The 16,894-nt window shown below is 67.1% G+C and carries 13 protein-coding genes; 8 read left to right on the top strand and 5 right to left on the bottom strand.

Annotation, left to right across the window (positions count from 1 at the left end; all coding sequences use genetic code 11):
* The first annotated feature begins 30 nt into the window (after nt 1-30).
* The 3 genes from BAY15_RS16280 to BAY15_RS16270 are packed head-to-tail and all read left to right on the top strand — an operon-like array spanning nt 31 to nt 3,812.
* The gene (locus BAY15_RS16280) at nt 31-1,851 is read left to right on the top strand and encodes a sensor histidine kinase (protein ID WP_068854034.1); all 1,821 of its coding nucleotides are present in this window, start codon (nt 31-33) and stop codon (nt 1,849-1,851) included.
* Nucleotides 1,848-2,288 carry a response regulator gene (locus BAY15_RS16275; protein ID WP_068854033.1) on the top strand — a complete coding sequence of 147 codons (441 nt, stop codon included), beginning with the start codon at nt 1,848-1,850 and terminating at the stop codon, nt 2,286-2,288. Before BAY15_RS16280 ends, BAY15_RS16275 begins: the two co-directional genes overlap by 4 nt.
* Before the next feature lie 3 nt (nt 2,289-2,291).
* Entirely contained in the window at nt 2,292-3,812 is a 1,521-nt protein-coding gene (locus BAY15_RS16270) for an ATP-binding response regulator (protein WP_068854032.1), read from the top strand.
* Nucleotides 3,813-3,862: 50 nt separating this feature from the next.
* Here BAY15_RS16270 and BAY15_RS16265 read toward each other — a convergent pair whose 3' ends face one another.
* Nucleotides 3,863-4,600: a 20S proteasome subunit A/B gene (locus tag BAY15_RS16265; RefSeq protein WP_068854031.1), complete on the bottom strand. Its 738-nt coding sequence runs from the start codon at nt 4,598-4,600 to the stop codon at nt 3,863-3,865.
* A gap of 84 nt (nt 4,601-4,684) precedes the next feature.
* Between BAY15_RS16265 and folK the strand changes: the two genes are divergently transcribed.
* Nucleotides 4,685-5,170: a 2-amino-4-hydroxy-6-hydroxymethyldihydropteridine diphosphokinase gene (gene folK / locus BAY15_RS16260; protein WP_068854030.1), complete on the top strand. Its 486-nt coding sequence runs from the start codon at nt 4,685-4,687 to the stop codon at nt 5,168-5,170.
* 189 nt (nt 5,171-5,359) lie between these two features.
* Here folK and BAY15_RS16255 read toward each other — a convergent pair whose 3' ends face one another.
* Complete coding sequence (locus BAY15_RS16255) at nt 5,360-6,097, bottom strand: pteridine reductase (RefSeq protein WP_068854029.1); 738 nt, start codon at nt 6,095-6,097, stop codon at nt 5,360-5,362.
* A gap of 55 nt (nt 6,098-6,152) precedes the next feature.
* Between BAY15_RS16255 and BAY15_RS16250 the strand changes: the two genes are divergently transcribed.
* Complete coding sequence (locus BAY15_RS16250) at nt 6,153-7,337, top strand: class I SAM-dependent methyltransferase (protein ID WP_068854809.1); 1,185 nt, start codon at nt 6,153-6,155, stop codon at nt 7,335-7,337.
* Between the two features lies 1 nt (nt 7,338).
* Entirely contained in the window at nt 7,339-7,728 is a 390-nt protein-coding gene (locus BAY15_RS16245) for a hypothetical protein (RefSeq protein ID WP_068854028.1), read from the top strand.
* Between the two features lie 198 nt (nt 7,729-7,926).
* Here BAY15_RS16245 and BAY15_RS16240 read toward each other — a convergent pair whose 3' ends face one another.
* The 3 genes from BAY15_RS16240 to BAY15_RS16230 form a co-directional block, all read right to left on the bottom strand.
* Entirely contained in the window at nt 7,927-10,263 is a 2,337-nt protein-coding gene (locus BAY15_RS16240) for a family 20 glycosylhydrolase (RefSeq protein WP_068854027.1), read from the bottom strand.
* Between the two features lie 116 nt (nt 10,264-10,379).
* Nucleotides 10,380-13,043, bottom strand: a complete 2,664-nt coding sequence (locus BAY15_RS16235) for a TonB-dependent receptor (protein WP_068854026.1) — start codon at nt 13,041-13,043, stop codon at nt 10,380-10,382.
* A gap of 62 nt (nt 13,044-13,105) precedes the next feature.
* Nucleotides 13,106-14,077, bottom strand: a complete 972-nt coding sequence (locus BAY15_RS16230) for a glucokinase family protein (protein ID WP_068854807.1) — start codon at nt 14,075-14,077, stop codon at nt 13,106-13,108.
* A 414-nt stretch (nt 14,078-14,491) separates the two neighbouring features.
* Between BAY15_RS16230 and BAY15_RS16225 the strand changes: the two genes are divergently transcribed.
* Both BAY15_RS16225 and BAY15_RS16220 read left to right on the top strand, forming a co-directional pair.
* On the top strand, nt 14,492-15,784 hold the full coding sequence (locus tag BAY15_RS16225) for a sugar MFS transporter (protein ID WP_068854025.1): 1,293 nt from the start codon (nt 14,492-14,494) through the stop codon (nt 15,782-15,784).
* 42 nt (nt 15,785-15,826) lie between these two features.
* Complete coding sequence (locus tag BAY15_RS16220; RefSeq protein ID WP_068854805.1) at nt 15,827-16,894, top strand: LacI family DNA-binding transcriptional regulator; 1,068 nt, start codon at nt 15,827-15,829, stop codon at nt 16,892-16,894.

The raw sequence follows: 16,894 nt of genomic DNA, 5'->3' as shown, positions 1-16,894 counted from the left end.
AAAGGGGAACATGCAGGCTGACGAGGGGCTATGGCACTGGTTTTCAGTGATGAACTCTGGGATCGCTGGCGGTTGCCGGCCCTCGGGCTGGCGGCTGTCGCCATCATCGTGGTGCCATGGCTGACGCTGCGCAAACTTTCCGGGGAGAACCTCGACGCGATGCGCTGGGTGGCCCACACGCAGGACGTCGGCGTGGCGGTGTACCAGTTGCAGGCCGATGTGCGCGACGTGGAGTCCGCTGCATTGACCATGTCGCGGGGCATCGATGCCCCCGGCCTGCGCGAGCGGCTGGGCCAGGCGCGCTTCATCCCGCAGCGGCTGGCGCGACTGACCGAACTGACCCGCGACAACCCCGAGCAGCTGGTGCGCATCGGCCGCATCCAGTCGTTGCTGGAGCGGCGCATGGAAGTGGCCCGCGACCTGGCCAGCGCGGGGCCGGAAGACGACCAGCGACGGCTGGTCCAGGATCTCACCACGCGCTACCCGATCCGCGGCCTCATCGAGGAACTGCAGAACCGCGAGGAGGCGCTGCTGCGCGAACGCTCGGCCCAGTTCGCCCAGCAGCAGCGGCAGGGCGAACTGGTGTCATGGACCGCACTGGTGGTGCAGCTGCTGCTGCTCGGGCTGGTGCTGTGGCTGCTGCACCGGCAGATGCTGCACCGCGCCCGTGCAGAGCGTGCCAGCCGGCGCGCTTCGGCGCGCGCCGCCTCCGTGCTGCACACCGTGCGCGAGCCTATCGTGCTGCTTGACCGTGAACTCAGGGTCCAGCTGCACAACCCGGCGTTCGCCGAGTTGTATGGCCTGGACGACGACGGGACCACCGACGGCCGTGCGCTCGACAGCGTCGGCGGGGGCGCCTGGAGCGACCCGGCCGTGCGCCAGCGGTTGATGGACGTGCTGCTGCGCGGCCGCGAACTGTGGGATTTCGAACACGAACAGCGCACCGACGACGACCAGGTGCGCACCATGCTGATCAACGCCCGCCGCATGCCGTTGCCGGACCGCGATGACGAAGTAGTGCTGATGACGATCACCGATGTCACCGTGCAGCGCGCAGTGCAGCAGCGCGTGGAAGAACTGAACCGCCAGTTGGAGGGCAAGGTGGAGCAGGTGTCGGAGGTCAACCGCGAACTGGAGGCCTTCAGCTACTCGGTGTCGCACGACCTGCGCGCGCCGCTGCGTCACGTGGCCGGCTTCTCGGACAAGCTGGCGCGCCACCTGGGCGAAAGCGTAGACGAGAGATCGCGGCATTACCTTGACGTCATCGCCGGCTCGGCGCGGCGGATGGCGACGCTGATCGATGACCTGCTGGTGTACTCGCGCCTCGGCCGGGCGGCGATGCGCCTGCAGGCGGTGGACATGCAGTCGCTGGTGGCCGATACCCGCGCACTGCTCGATGCCAATGTGCTGAGCGATAGCGAAGCCACCGGCGTGGCGCGGCGCATCGAATGGAAGATCGCGCCGCTGCCGATCCTCGTGTCCGACGACAACATGATGCGGCAGCTCTGGTTGAACCTGCTGGGCAACGCGGTGAAGTATTCGGCCAACGCGCACCCGGCGCGGATCGAGGTGGACTACGCGCGGCAGCCCGATGGCAGCCATCTGTTCAGCGTGCGCGACAACGGTGCCGGCTTCGATATGGCGTATGCCGGCAAGCTGTTCGGCGTATTCCAGCGCCTGCATAAGGCCAGCGAGTACCCCGGCACCGGCATCGGACTGGCCAGCGTGCGCCGCGTACTCACCCGCCATGGTGGCCGGATCTGGGCCGAAGCGGCGCTGGACCAGGGCGCCACCTTCCATTTCCTGCTGCCTCCCTCTCTCGACGCACTCAACAAGGGCCCTGCCGCATGACCGTTCTCCGTACCATCCTGCTTGCCGAGGACAGCCCCGCCGACGCCGAAATGGCCATCGACGCGCTGAAGGAAGCGCGCCTGGCCAACCCCATCGTGCACGTCGAAGACGGCGTGGAAGCGATGGACTACCTGCTGCGCCGCGGCGCCTTCGCACACCGCGAGGAAGGCCTGCCCGCGGTGCTGCTGCTGGATATCAAGATGCCGCGCATGGACGGGCTGGAAGTGTTGCGCCAGATCCGCAATGCGGAGGAGCTCAAGCGCCTGCCGGTGGTGATCCTGTCGTCCTCGCGCGAAGAGAGCGACCTGGCCCGCAGCTGGGACCTGGGCGTCAATGCCTACGTGGTCAAGCCGGTGGACGTGGACCAGTTTTTCGGTGCGGTGCAGACGCTCGGCAAGTTCTGGGCGCTCATCAACCAGGCCCCGGAGGTCGAATAACCCATGCCGCTCACCGGCCCCTCGCTGGGACACTTGCGCATCCTGCTGGTGGAGGATTCGCCCGAAGATGCCGAGCTGATGTGCGGGCAGATGCTCGACGCGGGGCTGGAGGCCAGCTTCGAACGGGTCGAGACCGCCGCCGAACTGCGCGATGCGCTGCTGCGCTTCGCGCCGGACATCGTGCTGTCCGACCTGGCCATGCCCGGGTTTTCCGGCAACCAGGCGCTGGAGATCGTGCGCGGCTGGCATCCGGACGTGCCCTTCATCTTCGTGTCGGGCACGATTGGCGAAGAGAACGCCGTGGCCGCCCTGCACCAGGGCGCCAATGACTACATCATCAAGCACCAGCCGGCGCGGCTGCCGTCGGCGGTGGCGCGGGCCGTGCGCGAGGCGCGCGGCACCATCGACCGCCAGCGGGTGGAAGCCGAGCTGATGCGCGCGCAGCGACTGGAAAGCCTGTCGCTGCTGGCCGCCGGGCTCAGCCACGACCTGCGCAACATCCTGCAGCCGCTGCTGATCATGCCGGAGCTGCTCAAGGCCCGCACCGATGATCCGCAGCTGCACCACCTGGCCGACGTGATCGCCGAATGTGGGCGGCGCGGGCATGAAATGGCCGAATCCATGCTGTCGTTCGTGCGCGGCTCGCGCACCCCGAGCGAGCGGATCCAGATCGCCCACCTGTTCGAGGCGATGGAACTGCTGCTGCGCAGTACCTTGCCGGCGCAGGTGAGCCTGCATCTGGACGTGGACGACCCGGCCCTGGCGGTGGATGCCAACTACACCGAGCTGCAGCAGGTGCTGTTGAACCTGGCGCTCAACGCGATCCAGGCCATGCCCAATGGCGGGCGCTTGTCCCTGCGCGCGGCGGCCGCCCCGGATGCGCATGGCCAGGACTGGCTGCACATCTCGGTGACCGACGAGGGCGTGGGCATGAGCGCCGAGGTGCTGGCGCACCTGTTCAACCCGTTCTTCACCACCAAGGTCAACGGCACGGGGCTGGGCCTGATCTCCTGCAAGCGCATCATCGAAGGCGCCCAGGGCAGCATCCGGGTGGAAAGCACGCCGGGCGTGGGCAGCCGGTTCGAACTGCGGCTGCCGATGCGCCAGGCGCCTGTCGATGCGGCCCCACAGGCACAGCCGGTAGCGGCGGGTGCGGGGCAGTCGATCCTGGTGGTCGATGGCGAAGCCACCCGGCTGTCGCTGCTGGGCAATGCCTTGTCCAGCCAGGGGTATCACCTGCAGCTGGCCTCTGATGGCGGCGCTGCGCTGCGCTGGATGCAGCAGGAGGCGATGCCGGCGCTGGTGATCGCCGATGCCGGGGCAAAGCTGCTTTCAGCCAGCCACCTGCTCGATGAGATGGCCACCTTGGGCTACCGCGGCCCGGCGCTGGTGCTGGAAGACGCCGAGGTTCCGGTGCCGCTGGACGCCTTCCCCGAGGGCGTGGAGGTGCACGTGCTGCGCAAACCGCTGGAAATGCAGCAGGTGTTCCGCTCGGTGGCCGAGGCGCTGGCGCCCACACGGTAGGTCACGACCGTTGGTCGTGACGCTGGGGAATACCGACCAACGGTCGGTATCTACGCATCTTCCCACGGGAAACTGGGCAGGCTGGCCACGGCGTGTTCCAGCCGCCGCGACCAGTTGCCATGGATCTCCGCGTACAGCGGGCTGTCGCCGGCCAGGCGCATGCGGTGGCTGATGCGCAGGTCGCCAGCGCGCAGCAGTACCAGGTCGACCGGCAGGCCCACGGAAAGGTTGGAACGGATGGTCGAATCCAGCGACACGATTGCCGTGCGCGCGGCATCGTCCAGCCGGGTCTGCGGGCGGATGATGCGGTCCAGGATCGGCTTGCCGTACTTGGATTCGCCGATCTGCAGGAACGGCGTTTCCGGCGAGGCGGCAATCGCGTTGCCCAGCGGGTAGATCATGTACATCCCGGGGTGTTCACCGCCGACCTGGCCGCCCAGGATCAGGGTCGCCTGGGTGTTGACCCCGTCATGGCCGTGTTCGGGATTGCTGCATTTGACCTGGCTGTCCACCAGCACCCGGCCCACGTACTCGGCCACCTCGAACAGGTGCCGGTAGGCGCGCAGGTTTTCCGGCCGCTGTTCCTCCACGTCGCGGTGCAGCCGCGAGATCAGCAGCTGGGTGGTGGCCAGGTTGCCGGCGGCCATGATGACGAAGACCGCTTCGCCCGGAAACTCGAATTCGTGCAGCTTGCGGTGCACGCGTACGTCGTCCAGCGACGCGTTGGTACGGGTATCGGCGGCGAAGACAAGGCCCTCGTCCACCTCGATGCCGACGCAATAGGTCATGTCGGTGTCCTATGATGTGCACCCCGATTCTATGCGGAGCCCCTGTTGGCCCCGTGTGGATTCGCCCCACGTACGCTGAATACCATGACCACTGTGCTCCTGAGCCTGGGCAGCAACCTGCAACCGCAGCAGCATCTTCACGCTGCGGTGGCCGCGCTGCGCGGGCGTTTCGGCGATATCCGGGTGTCCCCGGCCTACCGCACCGCCGCCGTGGGCTTCGATGGCCCGGCCTTCCTCAACAACGCGGTGGCAATCGAGACCGAGGAGCCACTGGCGGACCTCGACCGGTGGCTGCATGCCGTGGAAGACGCCCATGGGCGTGACCGCAGCGGGCCGCGTTTCAGCGACCGTACGCTGGACATCGACGTGGTGTTCTACGGGGACCTGATCGTGGAAGGCCCGGGGCACCTCCGGATTCCGCGGCCGGAGCTGAAGCACGCGTTCGTGCTCAAGCCGCTGGCCGATATCGCGCCGGACTTCATCGACCCGGTCAGCGGCCTGGACCTGGCCACGTTGTGGCGGGCGCATCGGCAACATGACGACGCGTTCGAGGTCGTTGAACTGGGGTGACAGCGTCAAATGGCGGGTGTCGCCAAAGGCGGGGCTTCGGAACGTGTACACGCCGGGGTGTTTGCCATAACCATCGGGTGACCGGCTCCGGGCGCTTGGGCCGCGCTGCGCGCGGTTTCCGGCCAACGGCCGGGGCTACGAACCGTTAGGGGCCCATTGGGATCGGGATCAATCGACCAACGGCGCGCATTACGTCAACATCCGGCCGCCGTCCACCCGCAACGTGTGACCGGTCACGAACGGGGCGTCGTTGACCAGCCAGTAGACGGCCTCGGCGATCTCCTCCACCGTCCCGGTGCGGCCCAGCGGGGTGCGTGCCAGCAGCGCCTGCTGGGCGAAATCGTCCTTGCCCTGTTCGGGCCACAGGATCGCGCCCGGCGCCACGGCGTTGACCCGGACTTTCGGCGCCAGTTCCAGCGCCAGCGAACGGGTGATCATTTCCAGCGCGGCCTTGGCGGCGGCGTAGACCGGGTGGTCACGCATTGGCTGGGTGCCGTGCAGGTCGGTAAGGTTGACGATGCAGCCCTGGTGGCGGCGCAGCTGCGGCGCGGCGGCCTGGGCCAGCAGCAGCGGCGCGCGGGCGTTCACCGCGAACAGGTCGTCCCACTGGTCGGCGGTGATCTGGCCGAGCAGGGTGGGGTAGAAATTGGAAGCGTTGTTGACCAGCGCATCCAGCCGCCCGAACTGGGCCACGGTCTGTTCGACCAGGTCGGGCAGGGCATCGGCGTCGCGCAGGTCGGCCTGCAGGGCCAGCACACTGCCCGGGCGCAGCATGTCCAGGTCGAAGGCCATCTGCTGCAGCTCGGCGGTGGAGGTGTGTGCGTGCAGCACCACCGACCAGCCACAGGAATGGAACTGGCGGGCGATGGCGGCGCCGATCCGGCGCGCGCTGCCGGTGATCAGCACGACGGGTGTGGTGGCGGTCATCGGGGCTCCTTCCTGCTCGGCTATGCTGTGCATTGTCACCGCAATCGCCTGCACCATGCATACCTCCCTGCCCACGCCCGATGCCGACGCCCTGGCCCACAGCGACGAACTGGCCGCTGCCCTGCGCGCGGAAATCCTCGCCAATGGCGGTGCCATGCCATTTGCCCGGTTCATGGAACTGAGCCTGTATGCACCTGGCTGGGGCTATTACAGCGCCGGTGCCAGCAAGTTCGGTGCGGCGGGGGATTTCACCACTTCTCCGGAACTGGGCCCGCTGTTCACCGCCACCGTGGCCAACGCAGTGGCCCCGGTCATGCAGCAGCTGGGGCCGCAGGCGCGCTTCCTGGAACTGGGCGGCGGCAGCGGTGCGTTCGCCGAGATCCTGCTCAAGCGCATGCTGGAGCTGGATGCGCTGCCGGAGCGCTATGCGATCCTGGAACCCAGCGCGGACCTGCGCGAGCGCCAGCGCGAGCGCCTGGAGAAGGCGCTGGTGCCGCCGCTGTTCGCCCTGGTGGAATGGCTGGACGGCCCGTTCGACGACGACTGGGACGGCATGGTGTTCGCCAATGAAGTCATCGATGCGCTGCCGACCCCGCGCTTCCTGGCGCGCGACGGCATGGTCTATGAAGAGACCGTGGAACTGGATGCCGACGGGCGCTTCATGCGCGGCGCGCAACCGGCCGATGCCATGCTCACCTCGGCCGTGCGCCATCTGGAACGCTACCGTGAAAAGCCCTTCGCTGATGGCTACCGTTCCGAACTGCTGCCGCACCTGCCGTACTGGATCCAGGCGGTCGCTGGCGGGCTGAAGCGCGGCGCGATGCTGTTCGTGGATTACGGCTACCCGCGCAACGAGTACTACCGCGATGACCGCGATGACGGCACCGTGCGCGCCTTCTACCGTCACCATGTGCACAACGACGTGTTTCTCTGGCCGGGCCTGCAGGACCTGACCGCGTCGGTGGATTTCACCGCGCTGGCCGAAGCCGGCACCCATGCCGGCTTCGAGCTGGCCGGCTACTGCACCCAGTCCAGTTTCCTGCTCGGCAACGGCCTGGATGGGTTGCTGGCATTGGCCGAGGAACGTGCCGACGAGATCGGCAAGCTGCGCCTGCGTGACCAGGTCAAGAAACTCACCCTGCCCAGCGAGATGGGCGAGCGCTTCCAGGTGATGGGCTTCCAGCGCGACGTGGACTTCGATCCGGCGTTCCTGCTTGGCGACCTGACCTGGCGGCTCTGAAATGACTGCGACCGGGATGTTGAAGCCGCTGCGCTTCCCGCGCGCGTGGCTGGGGCTGTGGTGGTTGGCAATCGCGGTCACGATCGTGGTCTGCCTGATCCCGCCACCGCCGCTGGCATTGCCGCAGAACAGCGACAAGGTCGAGCACTTCCTTGCGTACTTCCTGCTGGCCTCGGCGGCGGTGCAGATCTACCGCACGCGCACGGCACTGCTGTGGGCCGGCGCCGGGCTGGTGCTGCTGGGCGTGGGCATTGAATTCCTGCAGGGCGCGCTGACCACCGACCGCATGGCCGACCCGATGGATGCGCTGGCCAACAGCGTCGGCGTGGTGGTCGGCATGGCAACGGTATTCACGCCGCTGCGCGATCTGCTTTTACGCATGAAGGGCTAGCCGGGTAGGGTCGGTTCCCGAACGACCGCAGTGAACGTATCAACGCCCGGTAACGCATGACCTGCAACGAAGCAGAAGCCGTTGCCGTTGATTGCAATGCGTTACCGGTTCGGAAACGTTATCGGCGGTCGTTTGGGAACCGACCCTACCTCATTCAGGCAACACGGGTGCCGGCCATGGGCCGGCACCGCTACTTCATCAACGCGGTACCAGCTCCAGCGTGTCCAGTACCCACATCGTGGGGCGGGTGTCGCCGGTGAAGCGCACGCACAGGTCTTGATGGCCCTTCAGCGAACGCGGCAGCGCTGCTTCCAGCGTGATGAATCCATCCGCACCCGGGGTGGCCGGCAGCGGCACGCTGGCCAACGGCTTGCCATCGCACTGCGCGTTGAGGATGTCCATCTCACCATGCGCGCTGCGCGCCGGCACGAAGCGCCGCTGCGGCTCGTCGTGGGCCAGCTGGAAGTAATACGGAATCTGCCCGGCACGCACCCGCAGCTTCGCAATGCCATCCATGTCCGCGCCTTCCCACAACCAGCAAGGGTTGAAGATGTTCACGTTGAAGATGGCGCGCGCGCCGTCGGCCGGGCCGTCGTCTTCCAGCCGCAACAGCAGCTTGCCTTCGCCCGGGCACATCGCCAGGTGCTCGTCAGTACGGCTCAGCAACGACTGCGCGGTGACGTCGAAGCGGCTGGCCGCCTTGGCCAGCGCCTGCCCGTCGAAGAACGTGGCGGCCTGGACCCCCACCGGCAGCGGCTGGGTCAGCGGCGTGGTGTAGCGCGGCGACGCCGCGGTCACCGGGCTACCGTCCACGCTGTAGCGGATCTCGTAGTTGAGCGGGTTGCGCAGTGCCAACGTCGCGGTGCCCGCCTTGCGGTCGTCGCTCACATCCGCTTCCACTTCGAACGGGGTCTGCGCATACGCGATGCCCATCGCCTGCCAGCGCTGCAGCTGCGACGGCAGGCGCGCCAGGAAGTCGGCGAAGTCGCGGCGCTCACGCGGCGACCAGCCGGTTTCGGCGACTGCGGCCAGGCGCGGGAACACGTTGTGGTGCAGGCGCGCGACACTGCGGGTGTGCTCGGTGAACATGTTGGCCTGCAGGCCCAGGATGTGCTGCTGCTTGTCGCGGGCCAGGCTGTCGGGCACCGGCTCGAACCCGTACACGCGGCCCAGCGGGGTGGTCAGCGGGCGGCCCGGCGGCTCGTTTTCCGAGTTGGTCTGCAGGTAATCCATGTACATGTCGGTGACGGGCGACATCACCACGTCGTGGCCTTCGCTGGCGGCTTTCAGGCCGCCCTCGGTACCGCGCCAGGACATCACCGTGGCTTCCGGCGGCAGCCCGCCTTCGAGGATTTCATCCCAGCCGATCAGGCGGCGGTCGTGCTGTTCGAGGAACTTCTCCAGCCGCTTGATCAGGTGCGCCTGCATCTCGTTTTCGGTGCCGGCGCCCACCTCGCGCATGCGTTCCTGCACGCGCGGGCTGGCCTCCCACTGGTCCTTGACGGCTTCGTCGCCGCCTACGTGGACGTACTTGGCGGGGAACAGCTGGATGACTTCCTCCAGCACGTTCTCCAGGAACTCGAAGGTGCTTTCTTCGGTGTTGAACAGGTTCGGGAACACGCCCCATTCGCTGAGTGGCTGCAACGGCGTATCGATCGTGCCCAGCTCGGGGTACGCGGCGATGGCGGCGGTGGCGTGGCCGGGCACGTCGATCTCCGGGATCACCTGGATATGCCGCGCGGCGGCGTAGGCGATCACTTCACGGATCTGGTCCTGGGTATAGAAGCCGCAATACGGGCGCGGCGCACCGGTGGCCGGGTCGCGCCCACCATCGCCGGCCGGAATACGGCAGCTGCCCACGCCGGTCAGCTTCGGGTAGCGCTTGATTTCCATGCGCCAGCCCTGGTCATCGGTGAGATGCCAGTGGAACGTATTGAGCTTCTGTTCGGCCATCGCGTCGAGCACGCGCTTGATCTCGTCCAGGCTCTGGAAGTGGCGCGCCGAATCGAGCATCAGCCCGCGCCAGCTGAAACGCGGCGCATCGTCGATCTTCAGTGCCGGCACGACACCGTCGCTGCCGCCCGTGAGCAGCTGCGACAGGGTGGCCGCGCCATAGAAAAGGCCCGCTTCGGTAGCGGCCAGCACGGTCACGCCGCGCGCATCGCTGCGCAGCTGGTAACCCTCCGCACCGGTCTTCAGGGTGGCGTCGAGCACGAAGCGGATACCGTCATTGCCGCGTGCGGTGGCCACGACCAGTGCCGGACCACCGCTGTGCTGCAGCTGGGTCGCGAACAGGCCAGCCACGCGCTGGGCGCCCGCGCCCTGCGCGCGCAGCGCGGTCGTGGAGGTGACGGTGTAGCCCGCGCCCTCAAGGCGTTGCAGCCGGGCGGGGGCGGGAATCAGCGGCAACGAGCCGGGCAGGGCGCGCGGGCCATCGGGGGCCTGGGCATCGGTGGCATGTGCCAGTGGGGCCAGCGAGAGCGCCAGGGCCAGGGGCAGCAGCGACAGCGAGGTACGACGGGTGCGGGTGTGCATCGGGTCATTCCTTTGGTGCGGGTTAAAAAAAACGGGCCCGGTTCCGGGCCCGTTTTCAGTGGGCCGGAACGGCCCACCGGGTAGCGCCGGCCGTTGGCCGGCACACCAATGCCACATTAGTACTTGAAGCGGAAGTTCAGGTAGTACTGGCGACCGTTGGAGTAGAACGAGGTCGGAATGGACGCGCTCTGGTAGTACTTGTAGGTCGGGTTGTTGAGGTTCAGGCCATCCAGGGTGATGCTCATCCACTTGGTGGGTGCGTAGCTCAGCGAGGCCGACAGCGTGCCGAAATCATCCTGGTAGTACGGGTTGGCACCGGACAGGCTGATCAGGAACGAGGAACGGCGGGTGTAGCTGACGCGTGCGCCGAAGGTTTCATTCTCGAAGAAGGCGCCCACGTTGTAGGTGTTCTTCGAGGTGCCCAGCAGGTTGTGGCTGCCGTCGGCCCAGGTGTGCGCCGAGCTGCCGTTGGCGTAGGTGTAGTTGGCGTTGATGCCGAAGTTCTCGCCGATCGGCTGTTCGTAGGCCACTTCCACGCCGGTGACCTTGCCGTCGGCATTGATCGGGGTGGAGACCGCGTAGGTTTCAAGCTGGTTGGTCAGTTCGCTGAAGAGCTGGCGGTTGACCACGTCGAAGGCGACGTAGTCCTTCAGGTCGATGTGGTACGCACCAACCGACAGCAGGCCGCGCGGCATGAAGTACCACTCCAGGTTGGCGTCCAGGTTGCTGCCGATGGTCGGCTTCAGTTCCGGGTTGCCGCCACCGCCGGTCTTGTTCAGGTCCGAACCCCATGCAGACGCACCCAGCGCGGAGTAGTCCGGCAGGGTCTGGGTCTGCGACGCGGCCACGCGCAGCACCAGGTTGTCGTCCAGGTCGAACTTGATGTTGGCGCTCGGCAGCACGCGGCTGTGCTTGTTCTGGAACGCCTGGCGCTGCCACATGCCGAACAGGCTGCTCACGTCGGCACGGGCCGCATCGCTGACTGCCAGGTAGGTGTCGATGTCCTGCTTGATGTCCACGTAACGCAGGCCGACGTTGCCGCTCCACCAGTCACCGGTGAAGTTGGCCTGCACGTAGCCGGCGAAGTTCTTTTCCTTCACCTTCCACTCGGCGCCGTAGTTGTGGCGGCCGGTCGGGCCATCGTTGTTGGACAGCCAAGTGGAGTTGTTGAGGATGGCGGTCTTCAGCGCGTCCGGGGTGTAGTACCAGATGTCGCGCGGGAAGGTGCCGCCGATGCCGCTGGCGAAGTTGCTCGGGTACTGGCCGGTGGCGCTGCCCTGCAGGGCCGACCAGATGTCGCCCGGGCTGGCGCCTTCCGGCGACAGCGCTTCACGCTCGTGGTCGGCGAAGCGCAGGCCGAAGTCGATCGAGCTCAGTGCACCGCCATCGCCGAAGTACTGGTTGAAGTCCAGCGACGCCCAGTCTTCCTTGTCTTCCGCCTTGACCTGCTGGTTGCCCCAGGTGCCGAAGCTGCTGACGCCGCCCGGGCTGGTATCGCCGCCCACGTTCCAATCCACCGGCGAACCTGCACCATGGGTGGCCCAGCTGGCGCCGCCGCCCTGGCCCAGGGTCACTTCGGCAATGAACTGGCGCGGGGTCTCGCCGGTGCCCTTGGTGGTGCCGGCCTGGAACTTGGCGCCGAGGTTGTCGTTGATCTGCCAGTCGGCATCGAAGGTGACGTAGCTGGTCTTGGCCGTCGCCTCACGGTAGATCATGTCGTACACGGCGTAGTTGGTGCCCGGCACGCCCGCGTAGGTGGCATTGGTGAGTACGCCGTCCTTGATCGTGTAGCCCGGGTTCGGCGCCTGCGACGCGGCGAAGTTGCCGCCCCACATCATGTAGTTGCGGTTGTAGTTGTTCGCTTCAAGTTCGGAGGTGAAGCCGCTCAGGCCGAGGGTCAGGTCGTCGATCGGCTTCCACTGCAGGGTGACCAGGCCGCCCTTGCGCTCACGGGTCTGCTCGAACAGGGTCGAACCCAGCAGGCCCGGCACGTTCACGCCGACCAGGTCCGGGTTGGTCGCCGCCACCGGGTCGGTGGCCTTGATCTTGAAGAAGCCGCCCGGGATTTCCTGCGCTTCGCGGCGCAGCTCGCGCTTCTGGTAGAAGCCCTGCACCATCACGCCGAAGGTGCTGTCGGCGTTCTTGTAGTTGAACAGGCCCGAGAACTGCGGGTCGTTGGAATCGGCCTGGTCCGAACGCACCACGCCCAGCGAGGCTTCGGCACTGAGCTGCTTGGAGAACTGCAGCGGCTTGCGGGTGATGATGTTGACCGTACCAGTGGTGCCGCCGTCCTGCAGCTTGGCCTGCGAGGACTTGTTCACTTCCACCGAGCTGACCAGTTCCGACGGCAGCAGCGAGTAGCTCACGCTGCGGCCGACGTTGTTGCCCTGGCTGAGCACGAACCAGTCGGCCGAGCCGACGCTGTGGCCGTCGATCAGGGTCTGGGTGAGGCTGGGGCTGGTGCCGCGCAGGCTGACGCGGTCGGCTTCGTCGAAGCCGCCTTCGTCGGCGCTGGCCGAGCTGATGTTCACGCCGGGCAGGCGCTGCAGGGTGTCGGCCACGTTGTGCGCCGGCAGCTTGCCGACGTCTTCGGCGGTGACCACTTCCAGGCGCGCATTGGCATCACGCTTGGTGTCGAGGGATTTCTCCATCGAACCGCGAATACCGGTGACGACCACGGTGTCCAGGTCGGTGGCGGTGGGCTGTGCTTCCTGCGCATGGGCGCCGAAGGCGATACAGCTGAAAATGGCTGCCGAAAGCAGGCTCTTGCGGTGGTTCATGATGTCTCTCCTCATCAATCGTTGGTGCGCCAGCGACGGCGTGCGGTTTGCGATGCGTGCGATCAAGCGTCCGTGCGGCCGAGGTACCAGCTGGCGGCGCCGATGACGCCCAGCTGCCCGTGCTCGACCACCTTCACGGGTATGCGTTCCAGCGCCTCGCGCATCGGACCCTTGTTGAGGTACCGGGACACGAAGGTGCTGTTCAACAGGTATTCGCGGATCTGCGGCAGGATGCCGCCAGCCAGGTACACGCCACCGTGGGCGCCGTACTGCAGCGCCATGTCACCGATGGTGCTGCCGAGCAGGCCGCAGAACACGTCCAGGCTCTGGCGGGCCAGTGCGTCCTGGTTGCCCACGGCCGCGGCGGTGATCGCATCGGGCGTGGCCAGCACGGCCGGCTGGCCTTCGATCGCGCACAGGGCGCGGTAGAGGTTCATCAGGCCCGGGCCGGACAGCGCATGTTCGACCGAAACGTGGGCGAGGTCGCGCTGCATCTGCCGCACGATCGCCATTTCCAGCTCGGTGCTCACCGCCAGCGTCGGCTGGCCGGCTTCGGTGGCCAGCACCACCGCGCCATGCGCGGTCGGGATCCACAGCGCCGCACCCAATCCGGTGCCCGGGCCAACCACCAGGGTCGGACCGCGCGGGGCGGTGGCCGGGCCGGTCAGCTGCAGCACGCCGCTGGCATCGACCTGCGCGGCGGCGTAGGCCACGGCTTCGAAGTCATTGACGATGTACACCGTTTCCAGGCCGAGGTCGGCCTCGATCTGGCGCGCCGACAGCGGCCACGGCACGTTGGCGGTGATCACCGTGCCGTCTTCGCGGGCATACCCGGCGGTGGCCACCACGCAGTGCGCGGGGCGCTCGCCGTCGGCGATGAAGGCCTGCAGGATCGCGCTCAGGCCGGCGTAGTCGGCGTTGCGGAACTTGCGGTATTCGAGCAGCTGGACCGGATGGGCCGGGTCCGGGCTGGCCTGTACACGGGCCACGCGGACATGCGTGCCGCCCACGTCGGCCGCCAGGAACGGCGGCATCGAGAGGGGGGCGTTGGCCGATACGGCGTGGGCGGCTGCGGTCACACGGGCTCCCTTGGGATACGTACGGCCAGGTCTGGACCCCGGCGATTGAGCGGAGTCTGTAATCGTTCTGACAACGATGTCAACGACAACCTCACACTTTCGATGCTGCGGCGCAGCGACCTGCGTCACAAGAAAACGTTTTCAGTCCACTCCCGTCAAGATTTCGTAAAGCCGTTGCAATCAGGGGCTGTGTGAAGGCGCAGCGGGGCGTTGCGGGGTTTCTGTGCAGCTGCAGCATGCGGTTTTCCCCGATCTGCGCGGAAACCAATTGTTGACAAAGCCGGGTGGCCCATCGAATAAATGTGACAACGTTGTTCCCAGCCACTCTTCCGACGCCGCCCGCGTGCCGTCGATGCAGGAGCCCTCCAGATGTCTGCCGTGCCTGCTGCTACCGCGCGTTCGAGCGTGGCCACTTCGATCCTCATCATCGGCGTGCTGTTCTTCCTGATCGGTTTCTTCACCTGGCTCAATGGCCCGCTGATCACCTTCGTCAAACTGGCCTTTGAACTGGACGAGGTCGGCGCCTTCCTGGTGCTGATGGTGTTCTACCTGTCCTACTTCTTCCTGGCGCTGCCGGCCTCCTGGATCCTCAAGCGCACCGGCATGAAGAAGGGCCTGAGCCTGAGCCTGCTGGTGATGGCCGCCGGTGCGGTGGTGTTCGCGCACTTCGCGCAGCAGCGCTGGTATCCCGGTGCGCTCAGCGGCCTGTTCATCATCGGCAGCGGCCTGGCCCTGCTGCAGACGGCGGTGAACCCGTACATCAGCATCCTGGGCCCGATCGAAACCGCCGCGCGCCGCATCGCGCTGATGGGCATCTGCAACAAGATCGCCGGCATGATCGCCCCGTTCCTGATCGGTACCCTGGTGCTGCACGGCATCGGTGACCTGTCCGAGCAGGTGGCCAGCGCCGACCCGGTGACCCGCAACGCGCTGCTGGATACCTTCGCGGCCAAGATCCAGATGCCGTACATGGCCATGGCCGGCCTGCTGGTGGTGCTGGCGGTGGGCGTGCTGTTCTCGCCGCTGCCGGAAATCAAGACCGCCGAAGCCAACGCCACCCCGGCGCGCGCGCCCGGCCTGGCCGAACGCAGCAGCATCTTCCAGTTCCCGCACCTGTGGCTGGGCGTGCTGTGCCTGTTCGTGTACGTGGGCGTGGAAGTGATGGCCGGTGATGCCATCGGCACCTACGGGCACGGGTTCGGCCTGCCACTGGACCAGACCAAGCTGTTCACCTCCATCACCCTGTTCGCCATGCTGGTGGGCTACCTGGCCGGCCTCGCGCTGATCCCGCACCTGGTCTCGCAGCAGCGTTACCTGAGCATCTCGGCCAGCCTGGGCGTGCTGTTCTGCATCGGTGCGCTGTTCACCCATGGCTATGTGTCGGTGGGCTTCGTGGCCGCGCTGGGCTTTGCCAACGCCATGATGTGGCCGGCGATCTTCCCGCTGGCGATCCGGGGCCTGGGCCGCTTCACCGAAACCGGCTCGGCGCTGCTGGTGATGGCCATCGCCGGTGGCGCGATCATCCCGCAGGCGTTCGCCGTGCTGAAGCAGCATTTCGACTTCCAGTGGGTGTTCGCGGGCCTGATGGTGCCGTGCTACCTGTACATCCTGTTCTACTCCCTGCGCGGCCACCGGGTCGGGCTGCCCCGCGACGGGCAGTGATCGGCGATCATGGACGCCCAACCGGTGAGCCAGGAAAAGAGCATGCGTAGAGCGACCATCAAGGATGTCGCCGAACGGGCCAAGGTGTCGTTGAAGACCGTTTCGCGGGTCATCAACAACGAACCGTCGGTCATGCAGGCCACGCGCGCGCGCGTGCTGCGCGCCATCGCCGAACTCGATTACGAGCCCGATCCCGCCGCACGCAACCTGCGCACCGGCACCACGCTGGTGATCGGGCTGGTCTACGACAACCCCAACCCTTACCACATCATCGGTGTGCAGAACGGCGTGCTGGCCGCGTGCCGCGAGACCGGCTTCGGGCTGCAGATCCACCCCTGCGATTCCAGTTCGCCGATGCTGGCCGAAGAGCTTGCCGACTGGGTGCAGCGTTCGCGGCTGGCCGGGCTGGTGCTGACCGCGCCGATGTCTGAACGCCGTGACCTGGTCGCCGCGCTGACCGCGCGCGGCATCAAGCTGGTCCGCATCATCGCCGCCACCGCCGACCCGCAGGATGGCGCGTGCGTGTTCGTGGACGACCGCGAGGCCGCCTACGAAATCACCGAACACCTCATCCAGCTCGGCCACCAGCGCATTGGTTTCCTCTGGGGTGGCTCCTCGCACCGTTCCAGCGGCGAACGCCATGCCGGTTACGAAGCCGCGCTGCGCGACTACGGCATGACCGTGGACAAGCACCTGGTGGTGCAGGGCGACTACACCTTCGACGACGGTTTCCGGGGCGCGCGCCGCCTGCTGGCGCTGCGCGAGCCGCCCACCGCGATCTTCGGTTCCAACGATGAAATCGCTGCCGGCGTGCTCGCCGCAGCCAAGTCGGCCGGCATGAACGTGCCCTACGACCTGTCCATCGCCGGCTTCGAGGACAGCCCGTTCTCGCGCCAGTCGTGGCCGCCGCTGACCACCGCCAAGCAGGCCACCGAAGACATCGCGCGGCATGCCGCGCGCCTGCTGATCGCGCAGTTGCGCAGCGATGCGTATGACGATGCGCCGCTGCAGCTGCAGAACCAGGGCTTCGTACCGCAGCTGGTCGTGCGCGGTTCGACCGCGCCGATGCGGCCGGTCGGCACGCGGCCCCCCACCCCTGAAACCACCTGA

Source organism: Stenotrophomonas rhizophila, from assembly GCF_001704155.1.
Classification (GTDB): Bacteria; Pseudomonadota; Gammaproteobacteria; order Xanthomonadales; family Xanthomonadaceae; genus Stenotrophomonas; species Stenotrophomonas rhizophila_A.
Note: the sequence above shows the minus strand (reverse complement) of the source record. Positions and strands in the feature narration are given on the sequence as shown.

Excerpts from the sequence above, each read along its gene's own strand:
- BAY15_RS16265 (WP_068854031.1), bottom strand. The coding sequence starts at position 4,600 with ATGACCTATTGCGTCGGCATCGAGGTGGACGAGGGCCTTGTCTTCGCC.
- BAY15_RS16255 (WP_068854029.1), bottom strand. The coding sequence starts at position 6,097 with ATGACCGCCACCACACCCGTCGTGCTGATCACCGGCAGCGCGCGCCGG.
- BAY15_RS16275 (WP_068854033.1), top strand. The coding sequence starts at position 1,848 with ATGACCGTTCTCCGTACCATCCTGCTTGCCGAGGACAGCCCCGCCGAC.
- BAY15_RS16235 (WP_068854026.1), bottom strand. The coding sequence starts at position 13,043 with ATGAACCACCGCAAGAGCCTGCTTTCGGCAGCCATTTTCAGCTGTATC.
- folK (WP_068854030.1), top strand. The coding sequence starts at position 4,685 with ATGACCACTGTGCTCCTGAGCCTGGGCAGCAACCTGCAACCGCAGCAG.
- BAY15_RS16220 (WP_068854805.1), top strand. The coding sequence starts at position 15,827 with ATGCGTAGAGCGACCATCAAGGATGTCGCCGAACGGGCCAAGGTGTCG.
- BAY15_RS16245 (WP_068854028.1), top strand. The coding sequence starts at position 7,339 with ATGACTGCGACCGGGATGTTGAAGCCGCTGCGCTTCCCGCGCGCGTGG.
- BAY15_RS16240 (WP_068854027.1), bottom strand. The coding sequence starts at position 10,263 with ATGCACACCCGCACCCGTCGTACCTCGCTGTCGCTGCTGCCCCTGGCC.
- BAY15_RS16250 (WP_068854809.1), top strand. The coding sequence starts at position 6,153 with ATGCATACCTCCCTGCCCACGCCCGATGCCGACGCCCTGGCCCACAGC.
- BAY15_RS16230 (WP_068854807.1), bottom strand. The coding sequence starts at position 14,077 with ATGCCGCCGTTCCTGGCGGCCGACGTGGGCGGCACGCATGTCCGCGTG.
- BAY15_RS16225 (WP_068854025.1), top strand. The coding sequence starts at position 14,492 with ATGTCTGCCGTGCCTGCTGCTACCGCGCGTTCGAGCGTGGCCACTTCG.
- BAY15_RS16270 (WP_068854032.1), top strand. The coding sequence starts at position 2,292 with ATGCCGCTCACCGGCCCCTCGCTGGGACACTTGCGCATCCTGCTGGTG.
- BAY15_RS16280 (WP_068854034.1), top strand. The coding sequence starts at position 31 with ATGGCACTGGTTTTCAGTGATGAACTCTGGGATCGCTGGCGGTTGCCG.